15 protein-coding genes and 1 riboswitch are annotated in these 14808 nt (G+C 72.7%); of the genes, 5 read left to right on the top strand and 10 right to left on the bottom strand.

Going from position 1 to position 14808, the window contains the following annotated elements:
- Positions 1–3 precede the first annotated feature (3 nt).
- From cobO to GWK25_RS29345, 4 genes are all read right to left on the bottom strand, one after another.
- Positions 4–603, bottom strand: coding sequence for a cob(I)yrinic acid a,c-diamide adenosyltransferase (gene cobO / locus GWK25_RS29360; protein ID WP_215454414.1), 600 nt, complete (start codon positions 601–603; stop codon positions 4–6).
- On the bottom strand, positions 603–2645 hold the full coding sequence (locus tag GWK25_RS29355; protein WP_215454413.1) for a putative cobaltochelatase: 2043 nt from the start codon (positions 2643–2645) through the stop codon (positions 603–605). The genes cobO and GWK25_RS29355 overlap by 1 nt, the downstream gene beginning before the upstream one ends.
- Before the next feature lie 187 nt (positions 2646–2832).
- Entirely contained in the window at positions 2833–4359 is a 1527-nt protein-coding gene (locus tag GWK25_RS29350) for a cobyric acid synthase (RefSeq protein ID WP_215454412.1), read from the bottom strand.
- A complete protein-coding gene (locus GWK25_RS29345; protein ID WP_215454411.1) occupies positions 4356–5297 on the bottom strand; it encodes a cobalamin biosynthesis protein in 942 nt (313 codons plus the stop codon). Before GWK25_RS29345 ends, GWK25_RS29350 begins: the two co-directional genes overlap by 4 nt.
- Before the next feature lie 100 nt (positions 5298–5397).
- A riboswitch (cobalamin riboswitch) is annotated at positions 5398–5530 on the bottom strand.
- 244 nt (positions 5531–5774) lie between these two features.
- Between GWK25_RS29345 and GWK25_RS29340 the strand changes: the two genes are divergently transcribed.
- Complete coding sequence (locus GWK25_RS29340; protein WP_215454410.1) at positions 5775–5981, top strand: DUF397 domain-containing protein; 207 nt, start codon at positions 5775–5777, stop codon at positions 5979–5981.
- A gap of 30 nt (positions 5982–6011) precedes the next feature.
- On the top strand, positions 6012–6323 hold the full coding sequence (locus GWK25_RS29335; RefSeq protein WP_251829087.1) for a hypothetical protein: 312 nt from the start codon (positions 6012–6014) through the stop codon (positions 6321–6323).
- On the opposite strand, the gene GWK25_RS29330 is transcribed toward GWK25_RS29335, so the two are convergent.
- The 5 genes from GWK25_RS29330 to GWK25_RS29310 form a co-directional block, all read right to left on the bottom strand.
- Positions 6253–6759, bottom strand: a complete 507-nt coding sequence (locus GWK25_RS29330; RefSeq protein ID WP_215454409.1) for a hypothetical protein — start codon at positions 6757–6759, stop codon at positions 6253–6255. The two genes, GWK25_RS29335 and GWK25_RS29330, sit on opposite strands and share 71 nt — an antisense overlap.
- 41 nt (positions 6760–6800) lie before the next feature.
- Entirely contained in the window at positions 6801–7658 is an 858-nt protein-coding gene (locus GWK25_RS29325; protein ID WP_215454408.1) for a helix-turn-helix transcriptional regulator, read from the bottom strand.
- A 244-nt stretch (positions 7659–7902) separates the two neighbouring features.
- The gene (locus GWK25_RS29320; protein ID WP_215454407.1) at positions 7903–8124 is read right to left on the bottom strand and encodes a hypothetical protein; all 222 of its coding nucleotides are present in this window, start codon (positions 8122–8124) and stop codon (positions 7903–7905) included.
- A 31-nt stretch (positions 8125–8155) separates the two neighbouring features.
- Positions 8156–9418, bottom strand: coding sequence for an inorganic phosphate transporter (locus tag GWK25_RS29315; protein WP_215454406.1), 1263 nt, complete (start codon positions 9416–9418; stop codon positions 8156–8158).
- A 190-nt stretch (positions 9419–9608) separates the two neighbouring features.
- Complete coding sequence (locus GWK25_RS29310) at positions 9609–10358, bottom strand: lysozyme (RefSeq protein WP_215454405.1); 750 nt, start codon at positions 10356–10358, stop codon at positions 9609–9611.
- Positions 10359–10564: 206 nt separating this feature from the next.
- Between GWK25_RS29310 and GWK25_RS29305 the strand changes: the two genes are divergently transcribed.
- From GWK25_RS29305 to GWK25_RS29295, 3 genes are all read left to right on the top strand, one after another.
- Positions 10565–11305 carry a class II aldolase/adducin family protein gene (locus tag GWK25_RS29305; protein ID WP_215454404.1) on the top strand — a complete coding sequence of 247 codons (741 nt, stop codon included), beginning with the start codon at positions 10565–10567 and terminating at the stop codon, positions 11303–11305.
- A 183-nt stretch (positions 11306–11488) separates the two neighbouring features.
- Positions 11489–12616, top strand: a complete 1128-nt coding sequence (locus tag GWK25_RS29300; protein ID WP_215454403.1) for a S9 family peptidase — start codon at positions 11489–11491, stop codon at positions 12614–12616.
- Between the two features lie 238 nt (positions 12617–12854).
- Entirely contained in the window at positions 12855–14252 is a 1398-nt protein-coding gene (locus tag GWK25_RS29295) for a hypothetical protein (protein WP_215454402.1), read from the top strand.
- Positions 14253–14275: 23 nt separating this feature from the next.
- Here the strand turns inward: GWK25_RS29295 and GWK25_RS29290 are convergent, their stop codons facing one another.
- Positions 14276–14689 carry a VOC family protein gene (locus GWK25_RS29290; protein WP_251829086.1) on the bottom strand — a complete coding sequence of 138 codons (414 nt, stop codon included), beginning with the start codon at positions 14687–14689 and terminating at the stop codon, positions 14276–14278.
- Positions 14690–14808: the final 119 nt, after the last annotated feature.

Below are 14808 nucleotides of genomic sequence, written 5' to 3'. Positions count from 1 at the left end.
ATGTCACCACTCGATGCCCCGCTGGCCCTTCTGGCCCGCGTCCATGGGGTGCTTGACCTTCGACATGTCGGTCACGAGGTCCGCGAAGCCGACGAGCTTCTCGGGTGCGTTCCGCCCGGTGATCACCACATGCTGGGTGCCGGGACGGTTGCGCAGCACGTCGATCACCTCGTCGGTGTCGATCCACCCCCAGTGCAGCGGATACGCGAACTCGTCCAGCACATAGAGCTTGTACGTCTCGGCCGCGAGGTCCCGCTTGACCTGCTCCCAGCCCTCGCGGGCCTTGTCCTCGTTGTCCATCTGGCCATCGCGCTGCACCCACGACCAGCCCTCGCCCATCTTGTGCCAGGCGACCGACCCGCCCTCACCGGACGCCCCGAGCACGCGCAGCGCGTTCTCCTCGCCGACCTTCCACTTCGCCGACTTGACGAACTGGAACACCCCGATCGGCCACCCCTGGTTCCAGGCGCGCAGCGCGAGACCGAACGCGGCGGTGGACTTCCCCTTGCCGATGCCCGTGTGCACGAACACCAGCGGACGGTTACGACGCTGACGGGTCGTCAGTCCGTCGTCCGGTACGACACTCGGCTGTCCTTGCGGCATTAAGCGGCCCTCCTCGAAGTCCCCTGCGATCCCTGCACATCCCGTACCAGCCCGGCGATGGAGTCCGCCCGCAGCTCGTCCAACGTCACCGCCGTACCGCCCAGTTCACCCGCCAGCCGCCCCGCGAGCCCCAGCCGGACATGGCCCGTCTCGCAGTCCACCACCACGGACGCGAGGCCCTCGGCCGCGAACAGCCGCGCCGCCCGCCCGGCGAGTGCGACGGGCTCCGGCCCGCCGGTCGCCCGGCCGTCGGTGACCACCACGACCAGCGGCCGGCGCGCGGGGTCCCGCAGCCGCTCCACCCGCAGCACGTCGTGCGCCTTGAGCAGCCCGGCCGCGAGCGGTGTCCGCCCGCCCGTCGGCAGCGACTCCAGCCGGGCCGCCGCCGCGTCCACCGACGAGGTCGGCGGCAACGCCACCTCGGCGGCCGACCCACGGAACGTCACCAGGCCCACCTTGTCCCGCCGCTGGTAGGCGTCGAGCAGCAGCGACAGCACCGCGCCCTTCACGGCACCCATCCGCTGGCGCGCCGCCATCGATCCGGAGGCGTCGACCACGAACAGCACGAGATTGCCCTCGCGCCCCTCCCGGGTCGCCTGCCGCAGATCGTCCCGGCGTACCACCAGCCCCGGACCGGACCGCCCCCGCGTCCGCTGATGCGGGGCGGCCGCCTGCACGGTCGCCGCCAGATGCAGCTTGGTCAGCGTGCCACGCGGCCTGCGCGCCCCGGTCGTGCGCCCGTGCTCGGTCCGCGCGCGCGAACGCCGCCCGGCGGCACCCTCCCCGAGCCCCGGCACGCTGAGCACCTTCGTACGGAACGGCTCGGCGGCCCGTACGGCGGACTGCTCCCCGGCGGCCGGAGCCTGCGCCGGGACACTGTCCCCGGACTCGGGCCGAGCATCGCTGTCGCCGCCCCGGGGCCCCTCAGGCTCCGGAGCGGGCGGCTGCCCACCACCACCGGGACCGTCGGGACCGGGGTTGGGATCGTCGTCCTCCGGGCCGCCGTCCCGCGGATCGTTCGAGTTCCGCGGCGGCTCCGCGAACTCCTCCAGCGTCTCGTCGAGCTTGTCCTCGTCGAGCCCGGGCGCGTCGAACGGGTTCCTGCGCCTGCGGTGGGGCAGCGCGAGCAGCGCGGCCCGGCGCACATCCTCCGCGAGCACCTCGGTCCGCCCGGCCCACGCGGCCAGCGCGGTCGCGGTCCGGGCCATCACGATGTCGGCCCGCATCCCGTCCACCTCGAAGGCGGCACAGGTCGCCGCGATCTGCAGCAGAGCCCCGTCGCCCAGCACCACCGACGGCAGCAACTCCCGGGCCGCGACGATCCGTTGCCGTACGTCGGCCTCCTCGTCCGCCCAACGGGCCGCGAAACCGGCCGGATCGTCGTCGTAGGCGAGCCGCCGCCGGACGACCTCCACCCGCTGGTCCGGCTCCCGCGAGGCCGCGACCTCCACGGTCAGCCCGAACCGGTCGAGGAGCTGGGGCCGCAGCTCGCCCTCCTCGGGGTTCATCGTCCCGACCAGCAGGAACCGCGCCGCATGCCGTACGGAGACGCCCTCGCGCTCCACGTACGAGGCGCCCATCGCGGCCGCGTCGAGCAGCAGGTCGACGAGGTGGTCGTGGAGCAGGTTCACCTCGTCGACGTAGAGGATGCCCCGGTGCGCGTCCGCGAGGAGCCCCGGCTCGAACGCCTTCACCCCCTCGGACAGCGCCCGCTCGATGTCGAGGGCGCCGACGAGCCGGTCCTCGGAGGCGCCGACCGGCAGCTCGACCATGCGGGAGGGCCGGGTCTCGAACGCCGGCTCGTGCGGCCCGTCCGGACAGGCCGGGTCCGGCTTCACGGGGTCGCAGGAGAACCGGCAGCCGACGACGACCTCCACCTCCGGCAGCAGCGCCGCGAGCGCCCGCACGGCGGTGCTCTTGGCGGTGCCCTTCTCGCCGCGCACCAGCACGCCGCCGATGCGCGGCGAGACGGCGTTGAGGAGCAGGGCGAGTTGCAGGTCGTCCTGCCCGACGACGGCGGTGAAGGGGAAGTGCGTGCTCACGCGGTGGTCCCTCCTAGGGGTGAATGAATGAGACGAGTGCGGACCGGCGGGACGACAGGAACGGGGCACAGCCCCTTCCTTTCAGGGGCGCGGGGCTGTGACATCTGCGGCTGCGCCGCGTGGGCGCGAGAAGCCCCACCGGCCGGCAGCCGACGCTCCGTCCTGCGGCGGGGACGACCCGGAGCCCTCATCCCGGCACCCCCGGTGCTCCCGGTGCTCCCGGCGGCACGAACGGCAGCCCGCTCGGCGCGCCCGACTCGATGAGCCGCCACAGCGCGTCCGTGTCCGCGTGCTCCTCGATCAGGTCGCCGAGCCGGTCGAGCTGCTCCTCCCGCAGTGCGGCGAACGAGGTGCCGGGGGCCGGTACGAACCGGCGCCCCGAGGCGGCGGCCACCTCGCGCAGGAAGGCCCGCCGGAACCCGTCCGACTCCAGCGACCCGTGCCAGTGCGTGCCCCAGGTCTGCCCGACCCGGCACCCGTCCAGGAAGGGTTCGCCGCCCAGCACCTCGGCGATGCCGTGATGGATCTCGTACCCCTCGACCCGCTCTCCGAGGGCCTGCCCGACGGGCCGCGTGAGCGTCTTCTCCGGGGCGAACCGCACCCGGACGGGAAGCACCCCGAGCGCCGGGACATGCCCCACGCGGCTCTCGACGTCGTCCTCGATGTGCTCCCCGAGGACCTGGAAACCCCCGCAGATGCCGAGGACCGGCCGCCCCTCGGCGGCCCGGCGCAGCAGCGCCTCGGCGAGTCCCCGTTCCCGCAGCCACTCCAGTGCCCGGACCGTGCCCCGGGTCCCCGGGACGACGACGAGATCGGCGTCGGCGAGCTCCTCGGCCCGGTCCACGAACCGCACCACGACACCGGGTTCGGCGGCGAGCGCGTCCACATCGGTGAAGTTGGACATCAGCGGAACCGCGCACACGGCGACCCGCAGCACGTCCTCCCCGACGGGCGGCGCGACGTTCGACTCCCGCACCGTCCCCCGCAGCGAGACCCGCAGCCCGTCCTCCTCGTCGATGCCGAGCCCGTGCCGGAACGGCAGCACCCCGTACGTCCGCCGGCCGGTGAGCCCGTGCAGCATGTCCAGCCCCGGCTCCAACAGGGAGACGTCGCCCCGGAACTTGTTGACGAGGAACCCGGCGACGAGGGCCTGGTCCTCGGGGGAGAGCAGCGCGACGGTCCCGAAGAACGACGCGAACACCCCACCGCGGTCGATGTCGCCGACCACGAGCACGGGCAGCCCGGCGTTCCGGGCGATCCCCATGTTGACGATGTCGGTCCGCCGCAGATTGATCTCGGCCGGAGAGCCGGCCCCCTCGCAGATCACCGCGTCATACGTGCCCCGCAGCTCGGTGAGACAGTCCAACACGGTCCCGAGCAGCCGCTGTTGCCGCCCGCCGTGATAGCCGCGCGCACTCATCTCGCCCACGGGCTTCCCCAGCAGCACCACCTGACTGCTGCGCTCGCCCCCGGGCTTGAGCAGCACGGGGTTCATGAGCGCGGTGGGCTCCACCCGGCAGGCCTGGGCCTGCATGGCCTGCGCCCGCCCGATCTCGGCTCCCTCCTTCGTCACGAAGGAGTTGAGCGACATGTTCTGCGCCTTGAACGGCGCGACCTTGACGCCCCGGCGCACCAGCCACCGGCAGATCCCGGCGGTGACCACGCTCTTGCCGGCGTCGGAGGTCGTCCCGGCGACCAACAGCCCGCCACTCATCCCCGACTCCTCGACCGCAGCAGCGACACACCCGCACCGATCCCCAGAGCCAGCCATCCGACCCGCCGGGACAACCGCACGGCCCGCTCGATGTCGCCCACGGCGACGGCGCGTCCCTCCCCATTGAGCACAGGCCGGTGCTCGACCCGCCCCCCGTACGACAACGTGCCCCCCATCCGCACTCCGAGCGCCCCCGCGAACGACGCCTCCACGGGCCCCGCGTTGGGACTCGGATGCCTGTGCGCGTCCGCGCGCCAGGCCCGTACCGCCCCCCGGGCGTCCCCGCCGGAGGCCGCGGCCAGCACCGCCGTCAGCCGTGCCCCCGGCCACCCCACCACGTCGTCCAGCCGCGCGGAGGCCCAGCCGAACCGCCGGTACCGCTCGGACCGGTGTCCGACCATGGCGTCCAGCGTGTTGACGGCCCGGAACCCCAGCAGCCCGGGCACACCCGCGACGGCTCCCCACACGAGCGCCCCGACCACCGCGTCCGACGTGTTCTCGGCGACGGACTCCACGACCGCCCGCGCGATCCCGTCCGCGTCCAGCGCCTGAGGGTCCCGCCCGCACAGATGCGGCAGGCGGTCCCGCGCGCCGTCGACGTCCCCCGCCTCCAGGGACCGCCCGATCGCCCGGGCCTCCCGCCCGAGTGAAGTCCCCCCGACGACGGCCCAGGTGGCGGCGGCGGTCAACGCGACGGAGGCGGCACGCGAGGGGCGTACGGCGGACGAGGCGACGGCCCCGAGCGTCACGGCGCCACCCGCGCACACGGCGGTGTGCAGCGCGCCCCACCCCCGGTGGTCCCGCCACAACACCCGCTCCACGGCGCCGGCGGCCCGCCCGAACGCGGCGACCGGATGCCCCCGGCGAGGATCACCGAGCAGCAGGTCACCGAGGATTCCGGCGGTGGCGCCGTACGCGAACACGCGGTCGGCACGCACCGGTTCAGCCGATCGCGAGGTCGGACGAGGGACCGGTACAGGCACTCAGGCGGCAGCCGCGCATGGCGATATGTCCTCACTCAGGGTGTCCACGCCCTGGTTCGACGAGACCGACGGCGAGAGTTCCTGGCTCCCGGGAGGTTCTTCCCCGGTGACAGTGGCGGGACCGCGCCGGAATCGCACCGGCTTCCTCTCCTGCCGTCGTACATGGCCCCGGCAGTCCACCACGCTCCCGGAAGACCCGTCAACTTGCTGTTGACCTGCGGCGCAGGGGTGTGCTCAGCCCCACATCGCTGAAATATCGCCAGACGCCCGAATCGGCTCTTTCTGCGCTCTTCTCCGATACCCAGGCTGGGAACACTTGAGGGAACGGCAGTACGAAAGCACCGCACCCACGCGGAGGCGGGACACTACGCTCGGGTCGTCGCGGTGGACGCCGTGTCGGTGCGCTGACTCTTGGGCTTGGAGGAGGTCGGTGTGATCGGCAGGGAGTCGTCGGCACGGGTGTGGGTCAGGAGCAGCTACTCCGACAACGGGGGCGACTGCGTGGAAGTGGCCGCCGGGCACCGGCGCGTCATGGTCCGTGACTCGAACGGGAATCGTGACGCGCTGCTCGTCTTTCGCTACGCGGCGTGGTGTGGTTTTCTGGCGGGGCTTGTGGACCCGGGAGCGGGCGGATCGTGAAGATCCGCTCGGGGGACGGGAGGTGCACACATGGGAGACCGAGCGAAGGAGACCGCCTCGGCGCGCCTGCGGAAGCCGGGCGTCTGGCGGCAACGGGTGACGGCGGCTGCCCCACTGGCGCTGTTCTGCTCCGTGATGGGCGTGCTGTCCGTCGGAGTGGGCGCCCTGGCCGCGCTGCTGGTCCCGGGCGGTGAGGTGCGTGCTCTGGTCTGGCTGGTGGTGACCGTGCTCGGTGCCGCCGGGGCCGGCCTGTGGTGGGGGCTCACCCCGGTCACGGAACGGCTCCGGGTCCTGAACCGGGCGCTGGGGGAGGCTCGGCCCCGGCGGCCGCACCACCGCTGACGGCGCCGTTGCGGGAGTCGGCTGAGCGGTGGCGCAGGAGCCTGCCCAGCCATGCGCCGAGGGCGGTGACGAGGGCCGCACCGACCGCGCCGATCACCGCCGAGCCGAGCGGCGACACCCCGCCCAGCGGAAGGCCCGGACCGAATCGGGTGGCGACCGAGATGCTGAACAGCAGGACGCTGCCGCACGCCGTGCCGAGCAACAGCCGCACGGACAGCAGCCGGACGGCTCCCGCCACCCGGGCGCTCTCGACCTGGATCAGGGCCTCCGCCCACTCGGGGTGCTGCATGGCGTACGCCTTGAGGGCGCTGTCGCTCAGCTCGGCCGGCTCTTCCCGGTCGGTCTGCTCGGGCGGGACTCTTGGCGTGTCGTCCGCAGGGGTGGCGGTGGACGTACGCAATTCCCGCCACCACGCTCGTACTCCGAAGACCGCCATGAGGCCTCCCCCCGTTCGTCGCCCGGGCATCCCGTCCCGGGTCAGTTGTCGTCCAGACTCTCCCTGATCGCGTCGAGCGCCTCGATCATCCGGTCGCCGTCGTACGCGATGGAGCTGATGTCCTCGAAGCACTCCTGGTAGCGCGCTGTGAGGCCCAGGTCGTCACGGTTTGTCAGTCCCCCCGTGGGGCCCTCGATGTAGAGCAGATCGTCGTCGTCCTTGAAGCCGAGCAGAATGAACGGCGTGGTGGTGCTGTAGTGCGCCCCGACGGAGAACGGCAGCAGTTGCAGGGTCACCCGGGGATGCGTCGCCATGGTCTTGATGTGGTCGAGCTGCCGTCGCATGACGGCGGGGCCGCCGACCGCGCGCCGTACGGACGCCTCGTCCAGGACGATGCCCACCTCGGGGCCGCTGTCGCCGTCGAACAGCCGCTCCTGGCGGCTGGAGCGCAGCTCCACCTGCCGCCGTACGCGCGCCTCGGAGGTCCTGGCCGTGAGCAGCGCGGTCGCGTAGTCCTCCGTGTGCAGCAGCCCGGGAAGGACGATGGGGTTGTACATGCGGATGGTGGCGGCGGCGCCCTCGTACCCCAGGTACTGGGCGAACTGGGGGGAGACAAGGTCGCTGTACTGCGCCCACCAGGACTGGCCCTTGGAGCCCCGTGCCGCCTCCTCCAGCTCCGCTACCAGGGCGGCGTCCGTGACCCCGTACTGCTGGAGCAGTGCCCGCAGGTCCGTTACACCGAGGCTGACCGTCCCCGCCTCGATCCTGATCACCTTGGACAGGGACCACTCCAGGCCCTGCGCGGCGTCCCGCTGGGTCTGCCCCGCGCTCTCGCGCGCCTTGCGCAGCTCGATTCGCAGCCTGCGTCGATTCAGGCTCGGATCGATGTCCCTGGCCATGGTGCTCCCTGCCACATGTCGTCCCTGACTTGTCGGGCCGCCACCTTCGTCTAGTAACTCTCTCTTAGAGTAGGTGAGTTGGCGACCGGCGGCTAGCCGTCGTCAGTATGACATGTGTCGTTTCGTGGAGGTCGCCGCGCTACTCCGAATGCAGAGAAAACCCCCGTAAGCGTCACAAGACGCCCACGGGGGTTGAATCTGTAGTTGTCGGTGTCGGCCCGAGGGGACCGTGGGAGTTCCGGTATCAGGTCATGATCAGGGAAATCCCGTACGCCACTGCCGCCGCGCACAGCGCGAAGCACGCGTACGCCCCAGTGGTCGCGAACGCCGCCGAGTCGCCCCGGGCCGACGCCGCCTCCCGCTTGGAGAGGCCGACGATCCCCAGGGTGAAGAGGCCGACGAGGGCCACGGTGACCACGAGGCTGACTCCGAAGACGGAGCCGAGGGCTGCCCAGTCGATGTGCATGGTGGTGTTCTTCCTCAGGAGGTCGCGGGGCTCAGACGGCGGGCGTCGGCGTCGACGAGTTCGCCGGGGCCGTGGTCTCGGCGGCGACCGCGGCCGCGGGGGCCGGGATGGCCGCCGAGAGCTCCTCGGTCACGGTGCCGACGGGCGGCGGTGTCACGGCGGCCATCGCCGTGGTCACCACACCGGGCGGCTCCTCGGTGTCGTTGACGTTGGTGTGGTCGACGACCTCGCGGCGCGAGATCACCCAGATCGCGGCGCTGGAGGCGACGAGGAAGACCGCGACGACGGCCGTGCCCCAGCTGCCGAAGGCCGTCACCCACTCGGCGAGCGCGGCGACCAGCGCGGCGGCCGGCAGGGTCAGACCCCAGGCCACGAACATCCGGGTGGCGGTGGACCAGCGGACCACGCCGCCCTTGCGGCCGAGACCCGCGCCCATCACCGCACCGGAGACCGAGTGCGTCGTGGAGAGCGAGAAACCGAGGTGCGAGGAGGCCAGGATGACCGTGGCCGCGCTGGTCTGGGCGGCGAAGCCCTGCTGCGGCTGGAGGTCGGTGAGGCCCTTGCCCATCGTGCGGATGATGCGCCAGCCGCCGAGGTAGGTGCCGAGCGCGATGGCGAGACCCGCGGAGACGATGACCCACACCGGCGGGTCGGAGTCGGGCGCGAGGGCGCCGCCGGCCACCAGGGCGAGGGTGATGATGCCCATCGTCTTCTGGGCGTCGTTCGTGCCGTGGGCCAGGGAGACCAGGCCCGCGGAGGCGATCTGACCGGCGCGGTAGCCCTTGCCGGAGGCCTTCTCGCTCGTGTGCTGTCCGAGCTTGTACGTCAGCCGGGTGGCCAGCATCGCCGCGATGCCGGCGACCAGCGGGGCCGCGACGGCGGGGATCAGCACCTTGGTGACGAGCACGTCGCCGTGCACACCGCCGAGGCCGACCGAGGCGATGGTGGCGCCGACGAGACCGCCCATCAGGGCGTGCGAGGAACTGGACGGGAGCCCGACCAGCCAGGTCAGCAGGTTCCAGAGGATGGCGCCGACGAGCGCCGCGAATATGACCTCCGGCTGGATCCCGGACTCGTCGACGAGTCCCTTGGAGATGGTGTTGGCGACCTCGATGGACAGGAACGCGCCGACAAGGTTGAGCACGGCGGACATGGCCACCGCGACCTTGGGCTTCATGGCGCCGGTCGAGATGGTGGTGGCCATCGCGTTGGCGGTGTCGTGGAAACCGTTCGTAAAATCGAACGCGAGCGCGGTGATGACCACGATCGCGAGGATCAGCGAGAAGTTTTCCATTTACCCGGGCTTCTTTCGGACGTCAGTGGCATGTGGACCGTAGGCAACCTGGGTGAACGGAAGATGAACTGAGGCAGGCGCGCGGGTGTAATGAACGAGGTGTCGCCCCTCCGCTTGTCGGCCGGCGGGCGACCGGGGCCGCGCGGAGCGGCGGTCCGGCCTTCGAACGGAGGCGGAACACCAGGGTCCGCTACCCCCGGGCGAACTCCTTGAGCCGGTTCGTGGACCCGTTGAAGAGGTTCTGGTCACCCGGCAGCCGCCCGCTGCCGTTGTCGTACTGCCAGATCGTCCAGAACTCCCACCCCGCGGGCAGTTCCCCCGCCCCGGCGGAGTCGTACAGGGCCAGCCACAGCGCGTGGTTCCCGCCGAAAGCCGGGCTGTTGCCGGTGCAGGTCTTCCACCAGTGGGTGGTCGTGTAGATCACCGGACGGCGGCCCGTGAGGCGCTTCACCTCGTCACTGAACGACCGGATCCAGCCGACCATGGCGTCGTCGCTCAGGCCGTAGCACTTCCTCTTCCGGTCGTACGGGTTGTATTCGATGTCGAGCGCCGGCGGCAACGTCCAGCCGTCCGCGCGCCAGCTGCCCCCGTTGCCCACGAAGTAGCGGGCCTGGGACTTCCCGGACGACTGGTGGGGCAGGGCGAAGTGGTACGCGCCGCGGATCAGGCCGGCCTCGCGCGAGCCGTTGTACTGCTGGGCGAAGTACGGGTTGCGGTAGGTGGTGGACTCGGTCGCCTTGACGTAGACGAACCGGGCGCCCTTCGACTTCGCGCTCGACCAGTCCACCGTCTTCTGGTGCGAGGAGACGTCGTGCCCCCTGGGTTTGGCGGCGGCCGAGACGGGCGGCTCGGCGAGCGCGGTTCCCCCGAGGGCCAGCGCCGCGACGGAGGCGGCGCATACGCGGTTGCGGAGACGGGACGACTTGGGATCGGTGGCCATACTTCCCCCCGGAATGGCGTTTGTACGACAAAACACCCGGAGATTACTGGAAGATCACTGGATCCCGGTCGATCACCGGCCAATCCCAACTCCCCATGACCTATGCGCATATGAACCCATCGCCGGGTCACGCCCCGCTGTGTATGCAGGCCTGGCCCTCGCCGGGCCGCGATCCGCCGTCGACGCCCGCCTGGCAGGATCGCGGCATGGTCGAGCAGCAGGGGAACGGGAACGCCCGCGGCGAGCGGGGCGACGCGGTCGAGGGTCCACGGGGCGCGCGGGACGCGCGGCGGGGCGGAGTGCCGGAGGACGTGGCGCGCGCGTGGCACGACCTCGTCGGGACGGCCCGCCGGACGGTGGCCGACGGGCTGGTCGTGGGCACCTCCGGGAACGTGTCCGTGCGGGTCGGGGACACCGTCCTGGTCACCCCGACGGGAGTGCCGTACGACCGTCTGACACCGGACGACGTGACGGGCGTGGACCTCTCCGGCCGGCAGGTCCTCGGCACGCTCCGCCCGACGAGCGAACTCCCCATGCACCTGGCGCTCCACAACACCACCGACGCGCGGGCCGTCGTCCACACCCACGCGGTCCACGCGACGGCCGTTTCCACCCTCGTCAGCGAGCTGCCGCTGATCCACTACATGTCCGCAGCCCTCGGCGGACCGGTCCGGGTCGCCCCCTACGCGACCTACGGCACCCCGGAGTTGGCCGAGAACATGCTCCGCGCTTTGACAGGACGCACCGGCTGTCTCCTCCAGAACCACGGGACGATCACCTACGGCCGCACGCTCTCCGAGGCCTACGACCGCACGGCCCAGCTCGAATGGATGTCCAGAGTCTGGCTGACGGCGTCCTCGGTCCCGGGCCGCACCCCGCACCTCCTGACGCCCGCCCAGCTGACGACAGTGGCCGCCCGCCTCCACGACTACGGCCAGCCGAACTAGACCACCAGCACCCGCCGGCCAGGCGTCCGGTCCCCGTGGACCGGTTCCGGGAAGCCGGAGGCACCCGGGCACGCGGGTGCTTACGCGTATCAGGTCCGCCTCAGGTCCGCGCATCCGCCACCCCTGTCACTCCGGCGTCGGTGCCCACTGGCCGGAGGCGGGGACGGCCAGGACACTGGAGGCGTGGGTGCAGTCAAAGCGGCGGTCGCCGCGGTCGGGGTCGCGTTCGCGGCCGGTGCGGCCAGTGTCGCAGCGGGCCGGCTGGCGAGCGACGTCGCGCTGAAGGCGCCGCCTGGTGAACCGCTGCCCACGGAACCCCGGCTGACCGTGCACGCCACCGCCGCCGGCCGCATCGCCCTGACCCGCGCCTTCGCCTCCCAGCGCCCCGGAACCTACGGCCTCACCGGCGGCGACTCCCACGCCGTCGTCGGCGCCGTCCTGGAGGGCGCCCCGCACGCCCCCGACACGGTCGTACGCCGCCTGGAGCGCGTCACCCACGGCACCCTGGAGCCGGGCGACAAGGTGTGGCTCACCCCCGCCCTCCACCGCGGCGACCCGCGCACCGCGCTCGGCCTCGACCACGACGACGTCGAGATCCCCGGTGAACTCGGCACCCTGCCCGCCTGGTTCACGCCCGCGGACCGGGACATCTGGGTGATCGCCGTGCACGGCCTGGGCACCACCCGCGAACACCCCCTGAACGTCCTCGAGTTCCTGCACCGCCATCGCTTCCCGGTGCTCACCCTCGCCTACCGCGGCGACCCGGGAGCCCCCCGCTCCCCGGACGGCCTGAACCACCTCGGCGAGACCGAGTGGCGCGACGTGGACGCCGCCATCCGCCACGCCGTCCGGTCCGGCGCCGAACGGGTCGTGCTGCTCGGCTGGTCCACCGGCGCCACCATGGCCCTGCACGCGGCCACCCGCTCCGCGCTGCGTGACCGCGTCACCGGACTCGTCCTCGACTCACCGGTGCTCGACTGGACCGCCACCCTCCGCGCCCTCGCGGCCGCCCGCCGCACCCCCGGCGCCCTGCTGCCCCTCGCGGTCCGCGCCGCCCAGGGCCGCACCGGCCTGCGCGCCGCCCCCGGCGACCAGGGCTCCGACACCTCGGGGCTCAGGACCCCGACCCTGCTCTTCCACGGCCCCGACGACACCGTCGCCCCCTGGGACCCCTCCCGGCGCCTCGCCGCCCGCCGCCCCGACCGGGTCAGCCTCCGCACGGTCCGCCACGCCCCGCACGGCGCCATGTGGAACGCCGACCCCGAGGCCTACGAAGAGGCCCTCCGCCGCTTCCTCACCCCACTGATGTAGGCCCACCGAGGCAAGTCCGGTGAGTCCCCCGCGGTGCGTCCGCGGCACGGTCGGCGCGGGACCGGGGGAAGGCCGCGGCCGGACCGCCAGGGAGAGGTACGCCACATTCCGTTTAGCGTCGCACCAAGGCGATCCGCCTCGGTGCGGACCCATGGGACAACCCGTGCGTTGGCCACCCCTGTCGCCCGCTGTGACATTCCGTTTGGGTTTTCGGACCGTCAACCGGAAGACTGCCCCCGTGACGTCCCGTAATCCGCGCGACTCCAGGCTCCGACTCGTCAGCCCGCGAACCCTGGCCGCCGCTCCCCGAGCAGCAGTGACCCAGCGCCGCCGACCGGCTCCCCGGCCCCCGGAGGGCACACCGCCGCCGGCGGAACTCGCCCGCATGGCCCGCGCCGTCCTGGCGGACGCGGCCCGCGTCGCCCGCTGGGCCGATGCCGTCCTGCGCCCCGGCCGCGAGGGGGCGAGTCCCGACGGCAAGGGCACCCTCTCCGCCGCGACCGCCGAACGGGCCGCCGTCGACCTGGGGCTGACCCCGGATCAGGTCCGCCACGACTGGGACACGGCACGCCTGGCCGGACTCGTCGAGGTGCACGGCGACAGCGCGCGTCCCGGCTGGCGCCTGCGCGCCTGGAACCGCGACGACAGCGCCGTACTGCGCGGCTGGGTCGCGTTCTTCGACGCCTGGTCCATCGCCTACCCGGAACCCGAGGACCGGGAGCCGGCGGCGGTCGCCGAGGTCGTCTCGGCCATGCCGCAGGTCCTCTCGTTCCTCCAGCTCTCCGCCGGGCCCGTCCCCGTGGAGCAGCTCCTCGACCTCCTGGAACAGCGGGTCACCGAACTGCGCACCGAGCGCTGCGAGGTCCCCTACGGGCCGCAGCCCGAGCCCGGCGCGGAACCCACCGCCGAGGACACCCCCCTCGCCCCGCTCCTCGACTGGTCGCTGCGCGCCCTCGCCTCCGTCGGCGCCCTCACCTACGGCGACGGCCAGGCCACCCTCACCCCGCTCGGCAGCTGGGCGGTCTGGGTCAAGCTCGAACAGATCTGTGTCGCCGCGCAGAGCCCCGCCGGGAACATCGAGGTCTCCGCCGAGGACATGCTCAGAGGCTGCGCCCAGCTCCGGCCGAACGCGGCCCGTGCCGAGTACCGCGCCTGGCTCGCCGCCCGCCCCGTCGGCGGCGCCGTCACCGAACTCATCGACGCCGCCCGGGGCGAGGACGCCCTCATCCGGGGCCTCGCCTTCGAGGCCCTGCGGGTCGTCGGCGCTCCCGCGGAACCCGACGTCCGTACCGTCGCCGACGAGACCCCGCTGCGCCCCTACGCCCTGCTGTGGCTCGCCGAGCACGACGGCGCCGACCCCGAGGACGCGCACGAGGTCCTCACCCGGGAGGAGTCCACCTGGCTCTGGGTCGACACCGCCGCCGCCGTCGCCGACCACGGTGAGGCCCCCCTGCTCGTACGGCATCTGGAGTCCGCCGTGCAGCCCACGGTCCCCGCGCTGCTCGACGAGGTCCGGGCGGTCGGCCACCCCCGTACCGTCCAGGTCCTGGTGGCCCTCGCCGCGGCCCACCCCGACCCGGCCCTCGCCAAGGCCGTGCGCCGGGCCGCCTTCCAGGTGCACACCGGCGGCAGTTGACCCGGTAGGAGGGCGGGAGGGCGTCAGCCGCCGGTCTCGGGGGCGTACGTGCCGAAGCTCCACACATTGCCCTCGGCGTCCCGGGCCATGTAGTCCCGCGAGCCGTAGTCCTGGTCCGTCGGGGGCGTCAGGATCTCCACGCCGTGCTCCACGGCCCGCCGGTGGTGCGCGTCCACGTCGTCCACGACGATGTACACGCCGGTGGGCCCCGCGCCCTTCATCGCGCTGTCGAAGACGCTGCCGCTGCCCTTGGAGCCGATCATCACCGCGCCGTTGCCCTGGGTGAGTTCGGCGTGCCGCACGATGCCGTCCTCGCCCTCGTACACCGAGAGCTCGGTGAAGCCCAGCGCCTCCGTGAGCTGCCTGATGGCGGCCCGGGCGTCCGCGTAGAGCAGCGTCGGATAGATGCTCGGGCGCCCGTCGCCCCTGCCCGTCATACCGATCACATCCTCTTCCGTCGTCCGGAAAACGACCCACTGCCCAGCTTTGCACCCGCCACTGACAACGCCCCGCCGAGCGGACGCGTGGGCGGGTCCGGTGACCGAGACCACGTGAT

The organism is Streptomyces sp. ATCC 21386 (genome assembly GCF_018728545.1).
Lineage (GTDB): Bacteria > Actinomycetota > Actinomycetes > Streptomycetales > Streptomycetaceae > Streptomyces.
The sequence above is the reverse complement of the archived record's forward strand: the minus strand, read 5'-3'. Positions and strand labels throughout refer to the sequence as shown.

What these genes read in the sequence shown, in the direction of transcription:
- GWK25_RS29350 (WP_215454412.1), bottom strand. Translation starts at nt 4,359, where the DNA reads ATGAGTGGCGGGCTGTTGGTCGCCGGGACGACCTCCGACGCCGGCAAG.
- GWK25_RS29305 (WP_215454404.1), top strand. Translation starts at nt 10,565, where the DNA reads ATGGTCGAGCAGCAGGGGAACGGGAACGCCCGCGGCGAGCGGGGCGAC.
- GWK25_RS29325 (WP_215454408.1), bottom strand. Translation starts at nt 7,658, where the DNA reads ATGGCCAGGGACATCGATCCGAGCCTGAATCGACGCAGGCTGCGAATC.
- GWK25_RS29320 (WP_215454407.1), bottom strand. Translation starts at nt 8,124, where the DNA reads ATGCACATCGACTGGGCAGCCCTCGGCTCCGTCTTCGGAGTCAGCCTC.
- cobO (WP_215454414.1), bottom strand. Translation starts at nt 603, where the DNA reads ATGCCGCAAGGACAGCCGAGTGTCGTACCGGACGACGGACTGACGACC.
- GWK25_RS29330 (WP_215454409.1), bottom strand. Translation starts at nt 6,759, where the DNA reads ATGGCGGTCTTCGGAGTACGAGCGTGGTGGCGGGAATTGCGTACGTCC.
- GWK25_RS29310 (WP_215454405.1), bottom strand. Translation starts at nt 10,358, where the DNA reads ATGGCCACCGATCCCAAGTCGTCCCGTCTCCGCAACCGCGTATGCGCC.
- GWK25_RS29335 (WP_251829087.1), top strand. Translation starts at nt 6,012, where the DNA reads ATGGGAGACCGAGCGAAGGAGACCGCCTCGGCGCGCCTGCGGAAGCCG.
- GWK25_RS29315 (WP_215454406.1), bottom strand. Translation starts at nt 9,418, where the DNA reads ATGGAAAACTTCTCGCTGATCCTCGCGATCGTGGTCATCACCGCGCTC.
- GWK25_RS29290 (WP_251829086.1), bottom strand. Translation starts at nt 14,689, where the DNA reads ATGACGGGCAGGGGCGACGGGCGCCCGAGCATCTATCCGACGCTGCTC.